17 protein-coding genes and 2 pseudogenes are annotated in these 20,034 nt (G+C 46.8%); all 19 read left to right on the forward strand.

Annotated elements, in window-relative coordinates:
- The first annotated feature begins 410 nt into the window (after positions 1-410).
- The 19 genes and pseudogenes from H0Z09_RS19365 (at position 411) to H0Z09_RS19450 (ending at position 19,925) form a co-directional block, all read left to right on the forward strand.
- Positions 411-815: an FdtA/QdtA family cupin domain-containing protein gene (locus tag H0Z09_RS19365; RefSeq protein ID WP_186692605.1), complete on the forward strand. Its 405-nt coding sequence runs from the start codon at positions 411-413 to the stop codon at positions 813-815.
- 227 nt (positions 816-1,042) lie between these two features.
- Positions 1,043-2,173: a DegT/DnrJ/EryC1/StrS family aminotransferase gene (locus H0Z09_RS19370; protein WP_186692608.1), complete on the forward strand. Its 1,131-nt coding sequence runs from the start codon at positions 1,043-1,045 to the stop codon at positions 2,171-2,173.
- A complete protein-coding gene (locus H0Z09_RS19375; protein ID WP_186692610.1) occupies positions 2,173-3,459 on the forward strand; it encodes an O-antigen translocase in 1,287 nt (428 codons plus the stop codon). Before H0Z09_RS19370 ends, H0Z09_RS19375 begins: the two co-directional genes overlap by 1 nt.
- A gap of 40 nt (positions 3,460-3,499) precedes the next feature.
- Positions 3,500-4,672, forward strand: a complete 1,173-nt coding sequence (locus tag H0Z09_RS19380; RefSeq protein WP_186692612.1) for a hypothetical protein — start codon at positions 3,500-3,502, stop codon at positions 4,670-4,672.
- Between the two features lie 5 nt (positions 4,673-4,677).
- Entirely contained in the window at positions 4,678-6,015 is a 1,338-nt protein-coding gene (locus H0Z09_RS19385; RefSeq protein ID WP_186692614.1) for a hypothetical protein, read from the forward strand.
- Positions 6,012-6,875: an alpha-1,2-fucosyltransferase gene (locus H0Z09_RS19390; RefSeq protein ID WP_186692616.1), complete on the forward strand. Its 864-nt coding sequence runs from the start codon at positions 6,012-6,014 to the stop codon at positions 6,873-6,875. Before H0Z09_RS19385 ends, H0Z09_RS19390 begins: the two co-directional genes overlap by 4 nt.
- 182 nt (positions 6,876-7,057) lie before the next feature.
- Complete coding sequence (locus H0Z09_RS19395; RefSeq protein WP_186692618.1) at positions 7,058-8,242, forward strand: formyltransferase family protein; 1,185 nt, start codon at positions 7,058-7,060, stop codon at positions 8,240-8,242.
- A 53-nt stretch (positions 8,243-8,295) separates the two neighbouring features.
- Positions 8,296-8,481 (forward strand): annotated as a pseudogene (locus tag H0Z09_RS19400) (transposase); the annotation flags it as partial.
- Between the two features lie 116 nt (positions 8,482-8,597).
- Positions 8,598-8,957, forward strand: a complete 360-nt coding sequence (gene tnpB / locus H0Z09_RS19405) for an IS66 family insertion sequence element accessory protein TnpB (protein WP_029614001.1) — start codon at positions 8,598-8,600, stop codon at positions 8,955-8,957.
- A 17-nt stretch (positions 8,958-8,974) separates the two neighbouring features.
- Complete coding sequence (locus H0Z09_RS19410) at positions 8,975-10,465, forward strand: IS66 family transposase (protein WP_186692627.1); 1,491 nt, start codon at positions 8,975-8,977, stop codon at positions 10,463-10,465.
- 65 nt (positions 10,466-10,530) lie between these two features.
- The gene (locus tag H0Z09_RS19415) at positions 10,531-10,791 is read left to right on the forward strand and encodes a DUF6429 family protein (protein WP_186692629.1); all 261 of its coding nucleotides are present in this window, start codon (positions 10,531-10,533) and stop codon (positions 10,789-10,791) included.
- 36 nt (positions 10,792-10,827) lie between these two features.
- A pseudogene (locus H0Z09_RS27400) lies at positions 10,828-11,233 on the forward strand (transposase); the annotation flags it as partial.
- 251 nt (positions 11,234-11,484) lie between these two features.
- The gene (locus H0Z09_RS19420; RefSeq protein WP_186692638.1) at positions 11,485-12,894 is read left to right on the forward strand and encodes a mannose-1-phosphate guanylyltransferase/mannose-6-phosphate isomerase; all 1,410 of its coding nucleotides are present in this window, start codon (positions 11,485-11,487) and stop codon (positions 12,892-12,894) included.
- Positions 12,860-13,666: a glycosyltransferase gene (locus H0Z09_RS19425; protein WP_186692640.1), complete on the forward strand. Its 807-nt coding sequence runs from the start codon at positions 12,860-12,862 to the stop codon at positions 13,664-13,666. The genes H0Z09_RS19420 and H0Z09_RS19425 overlap by 35 nt, the downstream gene beginning before the upstream one ends.
- Positions 13,667-13,684: 18 nt before the next feature.
- Positions 13,685-14,719: a UDP-glucose 4-epimerase GalE gene (galE, locus tag H0Z09_RS19430; RefSeq protein ID WP_186692691.1), complete on the forward strand. Its 1,035-nt coding sequence runs from the start codon at positions 13,685-13,687 to the stop codon at positions 14,717-14,719.
- The gene (locus tag H0Z09_RS19435) at positions 14,716-15,816 is read left to right on the forward strand and encodes a glycosyltransferase family 4 protein (RefSeq protein ID WP_186692643.1); all 1,101 of its coding nucleotides are present in this window, start codon (positions 14,716-14,718) and stop codon (positions 15,814-15,816) included. Before galE ends, H0Z09_RS19435 begins: the two co-directional genes overlap by 4 nt.
- 1 nt (position 15,817) lies before the next feature.
- Positions 15,818-16,774 carry an NAD-dependent epimerase/dehydratase family protein gene (locus tag H0Z09_RS19440; protein WP_186692645.1) on the forward strand — a complete coding sequence of 319 codons (957 nt, stop codon included), beginning with the start codon at positions 15,818-15,820 and terminating at the stop codon, positions 16,772-16,774.
- A gap of 40 nt (positions 16,775-16,814) precedes the next feature.
- Positions 16,815-17,825, forward strand: coding sequence for a glycosyltransferase family 4 protein (locus H0Z09_RS19445; RefSeq protein WP_186692648.1), 1,011 nt, complete (start codon positions 16,815-16,817; stop codon positions 17,823-17,825).
- 102 nt (positions 17,826-17,927) lie between these two features.
- Positions 17,928-19,925, forward strand: a complete 1,998-nt coding sequence (locus H0Z09_RS19450) for a polysaccharide biosynthesis protein (RefSeq protein WP_186692694.1) — start codon at positions 17,928-17,930, stop codon at positions 19,923-19,925.
- Positions 19,926-20,034 lie beyond the last annotated feature (109 nt).

The raw sequence follows: 20,034 nt of genomic DNA on the forward strand, positions 1-20,034 counted from the left end.
CGATCATCTTAAGCCGAAAGGTGAAACGCTCGTGCTCGTCAATCCGCCGTTAAAAGCGTAGTTATCCATGATGTAGGTGCACCGGCGTGCACCCATTATTGATAGGCTGCGGCCTAGATTCTCCGGCGTGCAGGCATATCGCCTATCAGGAGAATCGGATTACGTCAGGACCCTTTCGCGGCCGCTACCTCACCTAGTTCATGGGCACACGTGATAATTTGGATGTTAGAGGAGTCACCGTTGGTTTGGAATCACGCAGAGGAGGGTGATGAAAAACCGTTCAAAAGGGGTCGCCTAAAGCGTGGTTTTGGCTTGCCCGCCACTTTCGTGGTCTAATAACGAATATTTCCAGGCGGGCTGGTGCTCTGCTGATAGCTCGACGTAAAAAATGCTCTTGAGAGGGGGTATAAATGAGTTTAGTAGATTTAGTAGACTTGCAAGTGCTGGGCGACGAGCGTGGGCAACTGGTTGTGTTAGAAGCACAAAAAAATGTACCGTTTGACATCAAGCGGGTTTACTTTCTTATGGGAACGGCGCCAAGCGTGTCCCGCGGCTACCACGCACATAAAGCTCTTCAGCAAACGGCTATCTGTGTGTCAGGTCAATGCCGTATGTTAATGGACGACGGGTTGAACAGCGAACAGGTGATACTGAACAGTTCATGCAAGGCTATATTTATCGATAAAATGATATGGCATGAAATGCATGACTTCACGTCAGATTGTGTCCTTCTTGTCTTGGCTAGCGATTATTATGATGAACAAGATTATATTCGGAATTACTCCGAATTCTTAGAGCTTACAAAAAGGGCGTAGACAAATGACTTCGTACAGATAGCCAGAAATGGTATGGATAATAGCCCTGTTAGGCAGCTTTGCGTTGTTCCTGAAGTAATGGCAATCAACAAAAACTGTCGCTACGCTTTTACCTATGTCAGCGCTGGTGGCTTGAATATCAAAGTGCTTGTGTAGGTGTAACTAATTAAGCTCCTGGATTTCCGTGGTAGTAGGCGGTCCAGCTAGAATAATCTGGTATATATCTGATGATTAAATTTCTCGATTTAAAAGCAATTAACTACGACGTGCGAGATGAGCTGTTGGAAGCATGTGCGAGGGTAATTGACTCAGGCTGGTACATTGCGGGTTCTGAGCTAATAAGCTTTGAAAAAGCTTTTGCGGAGTATTGTGGTACTAAGTATTGCATTGGTGTCGCCAATGGTTTAGATGCATTAAGTCTGACGCTGCGTGCCTGGAAGGAAATGGGTAGGCTTAAGAGCGGGGACGAGGTAATCGTTCCTGCTAATACCTATATTGCTAGCATCTTGGCTATTACGGAAAACGATCTCGTTCCCGTGTTAGTTGAGCCGGATGCTATAACTTACAACATAAATATCGACAATATAGAACAAGCGATTACCCCGAGAACAAAGGTTATATTACCTGTTCACCTGTACGGTTTGCTTGCCGATATGCCCGCCGTAATTTCAGTTGCCAAAAGATATAAACTTTTGGTGTTGGAGGACTCTGCACAAGCGCATGGTGCAAGTCATAATGGTAAAAAAGCAGGTGCTTGGGGCGATGCTTCCGGCTTCAGTTTCTATCCAGGCAAAAATCTGGGCGCGCTCGGCGATGGCGGAGCGATCACGACCAACGACGATGAACTTGCTGAAGTATTGCGTGCGCTGCGAAACTACGGGTCGCACGAAAAATACCAGAACCTATATCGCGGAGTTAACAGTCGTCTGGACGAGTTACAGGCGGCAATTTTGCTTGTGAAGTTGAAGTATCTTGAAAAACAGGTATGCCTGCGCCGTGAAGTCGCGCAAATTTATATACAGGGAATTAAGAATGCTGAAATTACGCTTCCGTTAGATAGAGATGCTAACGTTGAAGCCTTGGAAGGACATGTCTGGCATCTTTTTGTAATTCGTACACGTCATCGTGAAGCGCTGCAAAAGCATCTCGAAAAGCACGGCATTCAGACACTCATCCATTATCCAATCCCTGTCCATAAACAAAAAGCGTATTCAGCTTGGTCAGGAATGGCGTTGCCCGTCACAGAGGCTATACATAATGAAGTGTTGAGTTTGCCGTTGGGGCCGACTATGACCAGAGAAGAGGCACTGAAGGTGGTTTCGGCATGTAATAACTTTAGTAGTATCGGCGCTTCCTAATGACATTGATAAAGACGGGGATCCTGAACGGGATTGCAGTTGCAATAAAAATGCTCACGCTTTTGGGTATCAACAAAGTGCTTGCTGTATATGTCGGGCCATCTGGGTACGCAGCGCTTGGACAGTTTCAGAACGCAGTGCAAATGATAACTGCATTTGCTGGTGGGGCGATTAATACAGGAGTTACGAAATATACAGCTGAGTATCGAGAGGACCTTATAGCGCAGCGCAGGCTATGGGGCACGGCCGGCACAATAGCTCTATGCGGTTCGTTGCTCGCTGCGTTGGTTATTGCAATATCCAATGAGGCATTGGCTGACTGGTTCTTGAATGATCGAAAGTTGGGCGGGGTGTTTTTATGGTTTTCCGTATCATTGGTGTTTTTCTCTTTTAATACTCTCTTTATGGCGGTAATTAACGGGAAAAAAGAAATAGTAACATATGTGCTCGCCAATATATCTGGAAGCATTTTTTCACTAGTGGTTACTTCAGTGATGACTGCTAGTTTCGGTCTGTACGGTGCCTTGATTGCACTTGCTGTTTATCAATCCTTCGCTTTTTTTGTTACGCTTTATTTGTGTTGTAAAACGCCATGGTTTAAATGCTCTTATTTCTTTTCAGGTATCGATAAGTCGATAGCTTTTAACTTGATAAAATACGTAGCAATGGCATTGACATCGGCTGCCTGCGTTCCCGTTAGCCATATTTTGGTACGTGATTATCTTGGTGAGACTTTCGGCTGGCAGGCCGCCGGTTATTGGGAAGCAATGTGGCGGCTAAGTGCCGCTTACCTAATGCTCATAACGACCACGTTGAGTGTTTACTATCTCCCTAGGTTATCTGAACTGCAGGAGGCGTCTGAGATAAAGAGCGAAATCGTACAAGGGTACCGAATTATATTACCAATTGCGGCTATATGTGCGTTAATTATTTACTTACTAAGGGATTTTATCATTGCAACCCTTTTTACCACTGACTTCGCGCCAATGCGTGATTTGTTCGCGTGGCAAATGTTTGGCGATACGCTAAAGATAGGAGGGTGGATATTGGCTTATTTGATGCTTGGTAAGGCCATGATGAGGCTCTTTATTTTTTCTGAAGTGTTTTTTGCGGCAAGTTTTGTGTTTTTTACTTGGGTATTGACAAAGCTATATGGCCTCCAAGGAGTTGCTATAGCGCATGCGGTAAACTATCTTATTTATTGGTTGGTGATGGCGTTTTTTATATGGCGGAAGCTGTTGGATCAACAGTCGTGCGACAAAGATGAATCGATAGACTTTAAGTAATTTAACTTGGATTGGTGATATTTTGTTGAAAAGAACGATATTGATTTTAACCCAAGGACGGTTCGGAGGAACCGACTTATTACTTGCACGGCTTAATGACTGGCTGATATTAAACGGGTGTGAAGTTGAAATCGCCGCCACGTATGATGAGCCGAGACTGAAAACTTACGACGTTGTGTTTCTTCCCACATCTGAAGTAAGTAGGATTTGGTTATTTAAAGCCCGTAATATAAGATTTAAACACATCTGTGTTTGGTGCATGGGATATGCCGCGTTCCGAGGTGCTTATTTGTCCATTAGTGACGAAGAATATTCCCTACGTATTGAATCTAAGGGAACGCTTAAACGCAAACTGATTGAAATTTTGAAGGGCAGAGCCCAGGGCTCGTTAGCGGCGTTCCTAGATAGCCGTTCCGTGATATTTACCGATGAGGTCGGAGCCCATGCCGATATTGGCAATATATGTTTCGATGGTTTAGTGTCCGACTTGATATGTCCAATTGTAATAGATAAACAACTTGCAACGCCATTTGATTACACTGCGCCATCAAAAATTCTGCGTCTAGGATGGGTCGGGCGAATCGATATGGACTTCAAGTTCCTCGCTCTAGAACAGGTGATCCTTGACGTTCGGTCCCTACGATCAGGTCTTTTGAAACGCTATGAAAAAATTGTTTTTCATATCGTAGGGGAGGGAGACGCGATGAACGCTCTAAGGGAACTTATATCGTCTGATCTGGATCTGGAATACGCGCTTGTTCCCATGATTAAAAAGGAAGATCTCAGTCACTTCATCCGTGAAAATATCGATTTGATGTTTGCAATGGGCACTTCTTCGCTGGACTCTGCCAAAAATAAAGTGCCTACCATAGTCGTACCCCCAAAGGCGAGTAGAGGTGAGAGCCAAGTTCCTCAGTACAGATGGGTCTCAGAGTCTTTAGGGTACTCATTGGGAGAGTTGAGCTATGCTGGTATAAAGCCGCCGCAAAAAACAAGCAGTATGCAAACCTTGGTTGAGCATTTTCTGGAATCTGCAAGTGACATTTCTACACGGGGATATGAATACACGAAGGCTTTTGATGCAAATCTTGTATTTACAAAGCTTAATAGCATAGCAGGCAAGAGCTCGCCTTCGCACAAAGTTTATGCTAGATCATTCGAGCTGTACTTGCTGAACAAATTAAAAAAGCTTGTCAAAATGGTTTTGAGGTGAAAGTTATGTTTTATGTCAGACGAAGTGAGCTTCTATTTGGTGTTTTGTTGATGCTCAACTTTGTATTGGCTATATTTGTCATGGGAACAATGAGCGTCAGTGGAGGGGGCGCTGGGGATATTTTGTATAAAATATTCTTAATCTCCATGACGGTTCTTTTAGGGCGCTTTTGCTTAGAGGGACGTTACAAAAGCCCATTGAGCATTCCATCACTTGTTTCTATTTCTGTGTTCTTTTTTATGTGGGCACGGCCATTTCTCACGCTATTTTTCAATAAGGAAGTCGTTGAGGCTGGAATTGTCTTGGGTGAAAATTCCATTCGCCAAACCGTGGTAAATTTGGCCCTTGGTTTCATATTCATAGCTACAGGCTATCTCCTTAGTGGCCGATTCAGTTCCGTAATTGTTGCTCGTTTCGCGACGCTCTCTACTTTCTCATTATCTCGCCTCGCGAACGGGGTCATTATATTTCTTGGCCTGAGCAGTGGTGTCTTTTTTTTGGTGAAGTCTTTTATTGTGGCCCAAAAATATATTGGAGGGAATTATTTTGAAGCATTAGAAAATCCAGAGTTTCATGCGCACATCTTCACTTTCTTTATTGCAAAAAATCTACTTTTACTTTGGGGTATTCTGGGGAAGCACTCCAATCGACTAATGATTATTTCGATTATCTGGATGGTTTTCTCGATTGGATTTTTATTTATTGGTCTCCGAGGTTATTTTTTCGTATACCTATTTTTGTTTATATTTGTTTATGGGCTGGAAAAACGAATAAGCTACGGTTTTCTTATTTTGCTAGGAGTAGGGTCGCTTTTTTTTGCAAATATTCTTCTTGAGTACCGATTAGGATTTCAAGTCTCAACCGGCGTGTTGGAAAAAATATCCCAAACGCTGCACGGACAAGGAGCTTCATTCGAAGTTTTATACGGAGCAGTGAATTTTTCTAACGAACTAGAACGTTGTCTGAATTCTACCACTAGAGAATTTGGCGTATGCGTGGACCAAGTACGGTATATAAATTTCGCTAGTGGCGGGTTTTCGACGAGTTTTTTTGCGGAGGCTTACTATCGTGGATGGGTATTCTATATGTTCTGGTGTTTGCTTTTTGGGTGCTTCGTTCGAATTCTTGATGGCATAGTTTTTATATATAAAGAAGGTCAATTGGCATACAAAAATCAAGGATTTGCGATTTTTCTTATTTTGTCGGTTTTACCTACACTTGTGTATTTCTCTCGCTCAGATATGTATGGCGTTTCGATGAAATTTTTGCAGGTTGGGATGGTAGTGTTTGTTCTGTCAGTGCTGACAGAGCATATCAAGAGATATCGTGGAGTGCCTAGATGACTACAAATAAAAGCGTTATGCTGCAAGGTGGGTTAGGCAACCAACTATTTCAATTGGCATGGGCGAAATACGCAGAGTCCGTGCTGGATCAAAGCGTCACCTGCGACAGTAAGGTTCTACTTGCTAAAAGCATTCATGGAGGCATACGTCTTTCTGATCTTATTGATTTCGATCATTTGCAATTTTCTAGGAGGTGTATATTTTTCGAGCAGAGTTATTTGGCGAAAGCTGCTCGTTTAATTTCCAGGAAAATGGGGCTTCGCAAGCTTGGCGGCTATCTGCTCTACGATTTTGATGCGGAAACGAAGTTCAGTGATGCTCTTGAAGCTGTCAATTGCAGGTTTCATTTCGGGTATTTTCAGTACGTTCAGAGCGCACTATTTGTTAGGAATCAGCTACGTTCGTTGATTTTCGATAAAAATGCGCATTTGATTGCTAAGGGGCAAAAGCTATATTCCCATAGTGTGGGGGTTCACGTCCGTCGAGGCGACTTTTTATTATCAACAGACCCTCGCCACAAAGTAATGGATGAAAGTTATTATTTGGCCGCAATACGGCATTTTAAAGATCGCGAATTTGTAATCTTTACTGATGACAAAGCATGGTGCGAAAAAGTTTTTGACGGTCAGAATTTCAAAATCTGCGGATTATTAAGCGCAGATGTGAAACCGGCTATCGCAGATTTTTTAAGCTTGGTTTGCTGTAAGGACTATATAATTGGTAATAGCACTTTCGCTTGGTGGGCCGCCTTTTTGAGCTTCACTAGTAAGCCTGTAGTTTACATGCCTCGATTAAATATTTCCTTTTTGCTAGAGGAAAGCAATCAGCTTATCGGTTGGGATTATATAATGGGTGATTGATTCTATTGTCAATGCTAGGGGCCCAGCCGGGGACTTGAATGATTCTACGTTGTCTATTGATAATTAGAGCTGTGGAGCGATAGCTATGAGTTTGTCAAGCCCTAAATTTCTATACATACATTAATGTGTAATGAAAGCGTACAGGTGCAAAAATATCGTACTAGAAAAGTGGTAGTATAATTATGCAAGCTATATGTGTAGCAGGAAAAAACGAAATAGCCATCGAAGGTTTGAGGTATGTTGTTGATATTTATCCCGATAGTAATATATTTTTTATACCCAATAAAAATGATCTTGGTGTGGACACTTGGCAGCCATCATTCAAGAAATATGCATTAGGGAGAGGTATTAAGCAAGTAAACCTGGAAGATCTCTACGAGATTGAAAATTTAGTGTTTTTGTCTCTAGAGTTCGACAGAATCATAAGCCCAAAAAAATTCCGTGGCGCTCAGCTTTTTAATGTGCATTTCTCACTACTTCCCAAATATAAAGGCATGTACACTTCTGCATTACCGTTGTTGCATGGTGAAGTGACCAGTGGAGTCACGCTGCATTTTATCGATGCGGGTATTGATACTGGTGACATTATTGCCCAGATCGAATTTGATATAGATCCTGGAGATAATGCTCGGGATTTATATTTCAGATATCTTGCCAACTCAAAAAAATTGCTGCGAAGCCACATTGATTCGATTTTGTCTGGCGAGTTTTCATCCATCGCGCAAGAGAGTATGGGGGCTTCATATTATTCGAAGTCATCAATTAATTACTCATCTCTGTCAATTGACTTCAATAAATGCGCTTTCGAAATTTCTAATCAATTTAGGGCGTTCACGTTCAGGGAATACCAGGTGCCGCGTTTCGAAGGATGGCAAATAATTGGGACTGAGATCTTATTGGATAAGAGCCACTTGAAGCCAGGGGCAATTGTATCTGAAGATAGCGGAAGTTTTGTTATCTCGACCGTAGACTATGATCTGAAGTTAAAAAAAGATTATTATCCCATTCTTTGGGTTGCCTCCGAATCTGGTGACGTGCTGGCGCTTGAGTTGGCGTTGAAGTTTGTTGATGACATTAATGCTAGAAATGAAAACGGGTGGAGCGCGCTTATTCTTGCGTCGTATCACGGACAAATCGCTCTGATAGATACTCTTTTGAATTGTGGGGCAAGTATGTCTGTCGTGGGCTATAACGGTACAACCCCATTAATGTACGCGTTTAGTTACTATGAAAGGCATGGGGATGAACGGGCTTTCAAGATGCTTCTGAGTCGCGGGGCCGACGTATCGGCTGTTGATAACGCTGGAAAATCTCTGAGAGACTATATGATCGAAAGGAATTGTCTTGGGCTTATTCAGTACGCATAACTGAGTAATAAGTAAGTGATTGGCGACAATTCGGACTTGCGCTCGCTTTCCGATATAACGCGATAACGTTGCAGCCTGGAGTGGAGCGATCGGTGTGCATGGCACGTGCGCGTCGTAAATTTCGCGATGCGCAGAAAGTGCAGCCCAGAGGCAACGCAAGCCGTGCCGATATTGCGCCGACGTTGATCAATAAGCGGTACGGCATCGAGCGTGACCTCAAGGGCCTCAGCGATGAGCAGTGATTTATTTGTCGTCAGGAAATGAGTCTGCTGTAAGCGCTCCATGAACCCCACCTTCAAAGCGCTTAGCTGATCTCGGATGCTGTGCTCCCGATTCTCTCAGGAGCCAGCCCGCCATGATGCGACCCGATGCCAAAGTCGAAAAAGTCTATCTCTACCCCAAACCCGTGGACTTTCGAAAATCCATTGATGGCCTTGCTGCGCTGGTCGAGCTGGATATCAAAGTCGCGGTATTCGACCCTGTGCTTTTCGTCTTCCTCAACAAGCCACGCAACCGCGTGAAGATTTTGTATTGGGAACGCAACGGCTTCTGCCTTTGGCTCAAGCGCCTCGAATCCGAGCGATTCAAAACATCGCCCGATGCCACGGACGAGGCGATTATCCTGACCGTCCAGGAACTCAACTGGTTGCTGGACGGTTTCGACCTCTGGCGCAATCGTCCTCATCAGGTTTTGACGCCTCGATACGTGGCCTGATTCGGTATAATCCGGGCATGATTTCCGTGCCCGAAAACCTCCCCGACGATCCTGAATTGCTCAAGCAGCTGCTTGCGAAGATGCAGTCCAGAGTCGGTTTCCTCGAAGAAGAAAATGCGCTGTTGCGTCAGCGCCTGTTCGGACGCAAGTCCGAGCAAACGGCTGATCCGGCAACGCCGCAGTTGGCCCTGTTCAATGAGGCGGAAAGCGTCATCGAACCCATTGATGAAGCCGCGGAAGAAGAGGCTGTTGCGCCGACCCAGCGGCGTGGCAAGCGCAAGCCGCTACCGGCCGATCTCCCTCGCATCGAAGTCATCCACGAGCTTTCCGAGCATGAACTGCCCTGTGCCTGCGGCTGTCGCAAACACGCCATCGGCGAGGAGGTCAGCGAGCAGCTTGAAATCGTGCCGATGCAAATCCGCGTGATCAAACACGTTCGTAAGGTCTACGGTTGCCGTGCCTGTGAAATGGCACCGGTTACTGCGGACAAGCCCGCTCAGTTGATTGAAAAAAGTATGGCCAGCCCAAGCGTGCTGGCGATGCTGCTGACCACCAAATACGTGGACGGTTTACCGCTTCACCGTTTCGAAAAAGTGCTGGGCCGCCATGGCATCGATATCCCGCGCCAGACCTTGGCCCGCTGGGTTATCCAGTGCGGCGAACACTTGCAACCACTGTTGAATTTAATGCGCGACCGGTTGCTGGAAAGCCGCATCATCCACTGCGATGAAACCCGGGTACAGGTGTTGAAAGAGCCTGATCGGGAGCCAAGCAGTCAGTCTTGGATGTGGGTGCAAACCGGCGGCCCACCCGACAAACCAGTGATCCTTTTCGACTACTCCACCAGCCGGGCTCAGGAGGTGCCGACGCGTCTGCTTGATGGTTATCGCGGCTACGTGATGACCGATGATTATGCCGGTTACAACGCGCTGGGCGCTCAGGTCGAAGTGGAGCGTTTAGGCTGCTGGGCACATGCGCGGCGCAAATTCATCGATGCTCAAAAAGTACAGCCCAAAGGCAAGACGGGGCGCGCTGATATCGCGCTGAACCTGATCAACAAGCTTTACGGTATCGAACGCGACTTCAAGACCAGCGGCGATGCGGAACGCAAAGTTGGCCGGCACGAACACAGCCTGCCGGTGCTGGCTCAGTTGAAAAGCTGGATCGAAAAGACGCAGCCCCATGTCACCGCTCAGAACGCGCTGGGAAAAGCCATCACCTACCTGGCCAATAACTGGAGCAAACTTGAGCGGTATGTCGAGGAAGGCTACTTGCCGATCGACAACAACTCAGCCGAACGAGCCATCAGGCCCTTCGTGATCGGAAGGAAGAACTGGTTGTTCAGCGACACGCCCAAAGGCGCGACGGCCAGCGCTCAACTTTACAGCTTGGTTGAGACCGCCAAAGCCAACGGCCAAGAGCCCTATGCGTGGCTGCCACTGGCATCTTCGATTGAGGATTACGAAGCTTTACTACCCTGGAACTGCTCGCCGGTATCGCATAGCTAAACGCGCTATCCACCATGGCTGGTGGGGTTTATGGTGAGCTTAAAGATACGAGCGGAGCAACGATCATGGAATACGACGATAAATTGATTGAAGAAGCCATGCTTGCCCTGTTGGCAACCTTCAGTTTTGATGACGGCAATGCTTGGAAAGGGTTCGACTTCGAGACCATGAATCGATTGCATGAACAGGGTTTAATCAGTAATCCGGTGAACAAGAACAAATCGATTTGGTTGACGGCTGAAGGGCTGGAGCGAGGTCGGCAGATAGCCGACCGGTTGTTTGGGGTAAGAACTCAAGCAGAGCATGTATCCGACTCGGATACCTGACTTCATACCCCGGCCATACGGTAGGTGGGGTTTATGGATCGCTTACAGTCTGCTAATCCTGACCCAGTTGAAAGGCCGGCTGGATAGAACGCAATCCCAAGCGACACCCCAAAGTGTGCTGGAGAGGGCGGCGAATTATCTGACCAATAACTGAAGCCGGTTGGAGCGCTACGTGGAGTCTGGTTTTTTACCGATCGGCATCAATGCGGCGAAACGCGCGCTAAGCCGTTCGAAATCGGGCGCAAGGCGTGGCTGTTCAGTGACACGCTCAAACGGCCGCCGCCAGCGCTCAGATAACAGTTTGGTTGAGACCGGCAAGGCCAACGACCAAGAGTCCTATACGTGGCCTAGCCAGGTAGTGGAAAGACTGCCGCAAGCGCAGTCGGATGATGATTACGGGCCTTACTGCCGTGCAACTGCTTTCCAGGAGATGCCTAGGTAAACGATCACCTAGTGTTGAGGTAGGTAGTTCGTGGATCGATTATCGACAGAGGACTACAACTGTTACTTGAAAACTACCACCATACTCGCATAATGGGTCAGTTATGTAGTGTCGCTTCCTCTTTACACGGTTCACAAATTTTGCTGATGAGTGGCATTTGGCACGTGCCCTGCAGGTTCCCAGCTAGCAAGCTGTTCGGTTTCGTATGCGGCGTCATTAGCCTCCTCGAAGGTAATCAAAGGACGATATCAATGTTTGTTCCAATTATTATGGCGGGTGGTTCGGGCACTCGCTTGTGGCCTTTGTCTCGTCAGCTTCACCCGAAACAGTTTATTCCGCTGGTAGATACCCAATTTTCGATGCTGCAAGTCACAATCAACCGCTTGGCTGGCCTTACCCATGCTCCGCCACAGCTGATTTGCAATGAGGAGCATCGCTTTTTGGCGGCGGAGCAGTTGCGACTGCTTGGTCTTGAAGATACTAATATTCTGCTCGAGCCAATGGGCCGGAACACGGCTCCCGCGATTGCTCTGGCGGCGCTTCAAGCGACTGCCGAAGGCGCCGACCCTTTGATGCTGGTTTTGGCAGCTGATCATCTCATCCAAAATACCGAAGCATTCCACGACGCTATACGGACTGCAATGGTATTGGCCGAAGCGGGTAAATTGATTTCATTCGGTATCACACCCACAAGGCCTGAGACCGGCTATGGATATTTGCGGCAGGGGCCTTCAGTCGGAAACGGAGGGTTCGAGGTAATTCGTTTTGTTGAAAAGCCAGACGCAGATACTGCTCAAGTTTACCTTGCGGACGGCGATTATTACTGGAACAGCGGCATGTTCATGTTCAAGGCAAGCCGTTATTTGGAGGAACTGGAGGTCTTTGAGCCCGATATTCTCTTCTGGTGTCGTGAGGCACTGGCGAAAGGCTCTCGTGACATGCATTTTACTCGGATTGACCGCGAAGCATTTTCGCAGTGCCCTGATAACTCGATTGACTATGCGGTTATGGAGAAAACTCAGCAAGCTGTCATGATCCCACTGGATGCTAACTGGAGTGACATCGGTTCATGGGCTGCGTTGTGGGAGGTGGGTACGCGCTCCGAAGATGGCAATTTGTTTACGGGTGATGTCATTTCGATAGATACTTCAAATAGTTATGTTTTTTCGGAAAGTCGCTTGGTTTCTACAGTTGGTATCAATGATCTCGTCGTCGTCGAAACCAAAGATGCAGTACTAGTGGCTCATAAGGATCATATTCAAGACGTAAAAAAAATAGTTGAAAAGCTTAAGGCGGACGGGAGGAACGAGCATATAGCTCATCGCGAGGTTTACAGGCCTTGGGGTGTATATGAAGCTATTGATAGTGGCCTGCGTTATCAAGTAAAAAGAATAACTGTTAAACCAGGGCACAAACTATCAGTGCAAATGCATCATCACCGTGCTGAGCATTGGATCGTCGTCAGTGGTACTGCGAAAGTTACAAACGGGGAGAAGACCTACCTTGTGACCGAAAATCAATCTACCTATATCCCGATAGGTGGGGTCCATGCGCTGGAAAATCCTGGCGTCATACCGCTGGAACTTATTGAGGTACAGTCGGGGTCTTATCTTGGAGAAGATGATATTGTCCGATTTTCAGACAATTACGGTCGATGCTGAAATGGCAACGTCTGACGATGCTCAGCGGCCGTATTTCAGTGTTGTAATGTGTTGTAATCGTGATGAAGGATATATTCATCAAGCGATTCAAAGCGTTTTGGCGCAAAGTTTTAGTTTGTTTGAGTTTGTTATCGTCTTAAATGCGTGCACAGATGAGCTATATGCTTCTGTTGCTGCGATAACAGACCCTAGGATTGTACTGCTCCGCACAGAGATAGGTCAGTTGGCGTTTAATTTGAACTTAGGCGTAAATAGTGCAAAGGGTGAGTACATCGTAAGATTTGATAGTGATGATATCTGTCATGTTGACAGGCTAGCCGAGTCTTATAATCTAATTCGGACCGACCCGGCTATCGACATTGTCGCTGGATCATGCCGGATAATTGATGCTGCCGGCACAGTCATTGGTGCTCGAGCGCTACGAGAGCAAAATTGGCGCTCCAGAATCATTTACTCAAATCCTTTCGTTCATCCGGCGATCGCAATCAGGAGAGATCTGATCTTGCGCGCGCGAGGTTACTCGGGCGGGTTCCAGAGTGAAGATTATGATCTTTGGATACGATTGGCGAAGCGTACAGATGTGAAATGTATATTTACATCATTTCCGATGATTGATTACAGAGTCTCCGACTTTCAATCGAAAGGTAGCCGTCAAGCCTATGCAGAAGTGGCATCATATTTTTTGAGAGAGTTCCTGATTAAGCCTGGCTTTAGAAGGTTTTTTAGCGTGCTTTTGTCGATATCTAAAGTTTTTTTTAAATCAAAAAAATAGTTTCGGGCATGAGGTGGGATCTTGAAAACGGTTTTAGTTACCGGAGGTGCTGGTTACATTGGTTCTCATACACTTGTTGAATGTCTTCAAGTGGGATATCAAGTGGTAGTGCTTGATGATCTTAGTAATAGTTCCAGCGAAGTGATGCTCAGAGTCAAAGATATCACCGGTCATAGCCCCATTTTTTTTGAGGGAAACGTCTGCGATACAGAGTTGCTCACTCGAATATTTAAAACATATTCGATAGATATTGTGATTCACTTTGCAGGTGCTAAAGCTGTAGGTGAAAGTGTTGAAAAGCCCTTAAAGTATTATGCTAATAATGTACTTGCTTCGATTGTGTTGTGTCAGGTCATGGCTAGTATGAATGTTTATAATTTGGTATTCAGCTCCTCTGCGACGGTGTATGGCGACTGCGGTGAAATGCCACTCAGGGAAGACTCACTCGTTGCTACACCTATCAATCCTTATGGGCGCTCCAAGTTGATGGTTGAGCAAATATTGCTTGATTTGGCTCATTCCGATCCTCGATGGTCTATTGCTATTCTGCGGTACTTTAATCCGGTAGGTGCACACCCAAGTGGACTAATAGGAGAGCATCCCAAGGGCGCGCCTAATAACTTGTTTCCTTACATCAGTCAAGTTGCTGTTGGTCTACGACCCTCCGTGTTTGTCTTTGGTGATGACTACGCGACCTCCGATGGCACTGGCGTCAGAGACTATATCCACGTGGTGGATCTGGCCAAGGGACATTTGGCAGCGTTAGATTATCTTGATATTCATAGCGGGTGCTTTTTGTGGAATTTGGGTACGGGAAAAGGCTACTCGGTCCTAGAGGTAATCAGGGCCTTCTCTACGGTTAGCAAAGTAGATATACCAGTTCAATACCTTAAGCGCCGCCCTGGTGATTTAGCTAAGTGTTGGTCTGATCCATCTAAAGCAAAGCGAGACTTGGGCTGGGTTGCATCATTAGATTTGAATGCAATGGTTATCGATTCCTGGCGTTGGCAGACCCTGAATCCTCACGGTTATGATGGGGAGGAAGAGAGTTGAGAATTCTGTACGTTATCACCCGTTCTGATGTCATTGGAGGGGCGAGCGTCCATCTTCTTGATCTCGCAGTAGGCGTTCAAGATGCGGGGCATGAAGTACTCATTGTCGTAGGCGGTAACGGTGTTTTCGTCGATAAGGCCAGGGAGAGAGGACTTACATGCATCTCCGCGAGACATCTGGTTCGCCCATTGAACGCTATCAACGATTTTCGATTTTATCTTGAACTCAGACGCATTGTGTTGGCATGGAAACCGGATCTTATTCATGCACATTCTTCAAAGGCCGGAATTGTGGGGCGTCTGGTTGCAAAAATGATGTCCGTTCCGTGTGTTTTTACAGCGCACGGTTGGGCTTTTACCGAGGGTGTATCTTCGTTTCGGCGCATTTTGTATCGTTGGATCGAGAAGACTGTAGCGAACCTTACGAGTAAGATTATCACTGTCTCCGATTACGATCGTTCTTTGGCGCTGCGGTTGGGCGTGGGCGATGCCGATCTGATTGTCACGATTCATAATGGAATGCCTTCGGTGAAGGAACCATGTTTTGTCGCAGAAGCATCCAATGTAACACGTCTCATAATGGTCGCTAGATTTGATGCGCCAAAAGACCATTTGTTTTTAGTCCGCGCCTTAGCGTCCTTAGCTAACAGCGATTGGACGATGGAGTTCGTGGGGGGCGGCCCTACTATGCCGCAGGTTAAACGTCTAGTCGCCGAACTCAACTTGCAGGATAAAATCTTCTTCCCAGGGCCCTGTTCTGATGTCTCTGAGCGATTATCCAAAGCTGATATTTTTTGCCTTATTTCAAACTGGGAAGGACTTCCATTAACTGTATTGGAAGCGATGCGTTCTGGCTTGCCGGTGATCGCGTCGCGCGTAGGTGGCGTGCCAGAGGCGGTGACACAACATGAAACTGGAATATTGGTGGACAAGCATGATCATGAAGGTTTGGTATCCGCATTGGGTACTTTAATTGGCTCGCGGGATTTATGTTCGCGGATGGGCATGATGGGTAAGTCAAGATTTTTTAGTGATTTTACTTTTGACCTGATGCTTCAGCGGACACTCAACGTTTATTCAGACGTAACCAAGGTGTAATATGCGTGTTCTAGTAACCGGAGCCACCGGATTTGTTGGGCGCGGTTTAATTCGTTCGTGCACAGATGTTGGTTGTATTGATGTAGTCGCTGCGTTGCGACACCCTCAGAGCTATAACGAGCCTCACGTTGAGGTTGTAGTGATTGGTGATATCAGCGGAACGGGGGACTTCACGCGTGCGCTTGAGAGCGTGGATGTAGTCGTCCACTTGGCCGGTCGTGCGCATGTCACAGGCGAAGCACTTGCGGATGCGCTTGCGAAGTTTAGAGCCGTAAATGTTAAGGGCACTACCGCGCTTGCGAAGCAAGCACGTGATGCTGGAGTGACGCGATTCATCCTGGTTAGCTCGATCGGGGTCAACGGTGCTCAAACCATCAATAAACCATTTACGGAGGATTCCATTCCCGCACCTCATGCAGATTACGCCGTTTCCAAGCTTGAGGCCGAGCTGGCGCTACGTCAGATAGCCGATGGCTCTACGATGGAGTGGGTAATTGTTCGGCCTCCACTCGTCTATGGCGCCCAGGCTCCTGGTAATTTCGGACGACTACTTAAATTGGTGTCATCCGGCTTGCCTTTGCCAGTTGCCTCGGTAGAAAACTCAAGAAGCATGATCTCGTTGGAGAACCTGGCGCATTTCTTGCGCCAATGTATTACTCAGCCAGCCGCTGCGAATCAACTTTTTCTGATTTCTGATGGTATTACGCTGTCCACTCCGGAGATCATTGCACAATTGGCTTTGGGGATGGGAGTGAAGCCTCGTTTGCTTCCTTGTCCGCCGGTCCTGTTGCGATGGGGGGCGAGCCTGATTGGTAGGCAGGGTATGTATAAACAGTTATGCGAGTCTCTGATTATTGATTCAAGCAAGGCCTATTCTTTGCTGGAATGGGTTCCGCCGCTACGTCCAGAGCTTACCCTGCAAAATTGTGGTCGCGAATTCTTGGCATTAAGGTCATGATGCAAATTAACTTTCATAGCTCCAAGGACGTGTCTTTTCTATGAGTGTGTGGTTTTTATTTCCTCTTGCTGTTCTTTTGTCCGCGTTTTTGACGGGTAGTATTCGTCGATACGCCATTAGTCGAAGTCTAATCGACGTCCCTAACTCGCGTAGTTCGCATTCGGTTCCTACGCCTAGAGGCGGTGGAGTCGCGATAGTACTGATTTTTTTACTATTCTTGCCTTTCGTCGGTATGACAAGGGGTACGGAATGGCCCATGATCTGGTCCATGCTCGGAACCGGAATGGGCGTCGCAGCATTAGGCTTTCTTGATGATCATGGTCATATTGCAGCTCGCTGGCGTCTGCTTGGTCATTTCCTCTGTGCCGCATGGTCATTATATTGGCTGGGAGGATTGCCTCCACTTCAGTACTGGGGAGGACTAATTGATCTGCAATGGTTTGGCGTATTTGTGTCTGCCCTGTACCTCGTATGGCTGCTGAATCTATATAATTTTATGGATGGTATAGATGGACTCGCAAGTGTGGAGGCTATCTGTACTTGTGTTGGGGTCTGTATTATTTACTGGTTGACCGGCTTTGGAGAGCTGATCGGGCCACCTTTACTCTTGGCAATGGCCGTGAGTGGATTCCTTATCTGGAATTTTCCGCCGGCACGCATTTTCATGGGCGATGCTGGTAGTGGGTTTCTGGGTGTGATGATGGGGGTGTTCTCCCTTTATGCTGCTTGGAAAAGTCCAGTTTTTTTGTGGGTATGGTTGGTTCTTTTAGGCGTCTTTATAGTCGATGCAACCTTCACCCTATTCTCTCGCCTGTTCCAAGGGCATCGGGTGTATGAAGCTCATCGAAGCCATGCTTACCAGCACGCCGCACGTAAGGCCGGTAATCATTTGTCGGTGACTGGAGCTGTCGCCGCTATCAATATATTTTGGCTATTCCCAGTAGCTATTTGTATATCTATTCTCGGACTAAATGGCCTTCTAGGGGTCGTTGTTGCTTATCTACCATTGGTACTCTTAGCTTATAAATATCGCGCAGGTACGGATGGTTAGATATGTTCATGGGTGTTACCATTTTTCGGATGATCACCGTTATCGGTTTAACGAAATCAATGGGCTGTTGCGTCAACGACAAAGCTTCGTAAGGTGCTGAAAATCATGGATAAAATTAGGGCATTTTTGCTGAGCCTACCGCGTAGGCAAAAGCGCATCCTCCAAGTTGCTGCTGATATTTTGCTGGTTTGGATCGCGCTGTGGATGGCTTTTTTGGTGCGATTGGGCCTGGATGAGTTGGTTAACCCCTTTACTACACACTTTTGGTTATTTTTGACTGCGCCCGCTGTGGCTATACCGCTCTTTATACGCTTTGGAATGTACCGCGCCGTTATGCGCTATTTTGGAAATGACGCGCTCATTGCAATCATCAAGGCAGTCAGTTTGTCATCTTTGATTCTCGGCGTTGTAGTCTATTGGTATAGTAATCATCAAAACGTGGTTCCTCGATCTATAATTTTTAACTATTGGTGGCTTAGTTTGGTTCTGGTAGGTGGGCTACGGCTTGCAATGCGCCAGTATTTCCTTGGTGATTGGTTTACTGCGGCGCAGCATATGCCCTTTGCTAGTCGCGAAGATGGCTTGCCCAGAGTTGCTATCTATGGTGCGGGCGCTGCTGGTAATCAGTTGGTTGCCGCATTACGTATGGGGCGTGTCATGCGTCCGGTTGCTTTCATCGACGACGATACCAGTATTTCCGACCGAGTGATTGCCGGGCTGCAGGTATATAAGCCCAAACATATCCAACGCATGATCGACGCGACAGGTGCCCAGGAAATTCTACTCGCAATTCCCTCCTCAAATCGAGGTCGCCGAAGGGAAATTTTGAGCTTTCTCGAGGGCTTTCCTTTACATGTTCGGAGTGTGCCTGGTTTTATGGACCTCGCCAGTGGGCGTGTGAAAGTAGACGACATCCAAGAAGTCGATATCGCGGATTTGCTTGGACGGGATGCTGTTCCTGCTCAAGCAGAATTATTGGAGCGCTGCATTACAGGACATTGTGTCTTGGTTACGGGTGCAGGCGGCTCGATCGGCTCTGAACTTTGCCGGCAGATACTAAGTTTAAACCCAACAACGTTATTGCTGTTCGAGCACAGTGAATTCAATCTATATAGTATTCTTTCTGAGCTAGAGTTGCGAGTTACCAAAGAGTCTTTGCCTGTCAATCTGCTTCCAATATTGGGCTCTGTACGAAATGAAAAAAAGTTAGTAGACGTTATGAGAACTTGGCGCGTTGACACGGTCTATCATGCTGCGGCATACAAACATGTGCCAATGGTCGAACATAACATTGCAGAAGGCGTATTAAATAATGTGATTGGAACGCTTAACACTGCTCAGGCCGCGTTACGCGTGGGGGTGGCTAATTTTGTACTCATCTCCACTGACAAAGCGGTTCGCCCCACTAACGTGATGGGAAGCACAAAACGCTTAGCCGAGTTGACGCTGCAAGCTCTCAGCCAGGAGTTGGCTCCCGTATTGTTTGGGGAAAAGTCCAACATCTCGCGCGTCAATAAAACGCGCTTCACGATGGTTCGCTTTGGAAACGTTCTTGGTTCGTCTGGTTCGGTTATTCCATTATTTTATAAGCAAATAAAATCGGGAGGACCACTCACCGTCACTCACCCTAAAATTACGCGTTACTTCATGACGATTCCCGAAGCGGCTCAGTTGGTCATCCAGGCAGGTTCATTGGGACAAGGTGGGGATGTTTTTGTTTTAGATATGGGAGACCCCGTAAAAATAATCGAGCTGGCCGAGAAGATGATTCATCTTTCTGGTTTGAGTGTTCGTTCCGAGAAAAAGCCGCACGGAGATATTTCAATTGAGTTTTCCGGTTTGCGACCTGGTGAAAAACTCTACGAAGAGTTGCTAATTGGTGACAACGTCGTCGCGACGCAGCATCCAATGATTATGAGAGCCAATGAAGACTATCTATCTTGGGAGTTGCTTAAAGTTAAGCTTGAAGAGTTGGTTGTGGCAGTGGATAAAGATGACTATACCCGTGTGCGACAGCTACTACGCGAAACAGTTAGTGGCTATACTCCTGATGGTGAAATAGTAGATTGGATATATCAGCAGCGCCGCCTTGAGCCGTGAAGCTGAGCTGCCCATATATCTAGTTTAGCTGTGGCATCGCTCAAACCAAAAAGTATAAAGGACCGGACATCGTTAGGCTCATACATCCAAAATTACTTAAGCATTTTAC

It is taken from the genome of Pseudomonas sp. SWRI18, from assembly GCF_014268345.1.
Classification (GTDB): domain Bacteria; phylum Pseudomonadota; class Gammaproteobacteria; order Pseudomonadales; family Pseudomonadaceae; genus Aquipseudomonas; species Aquipseudomonas cedrina.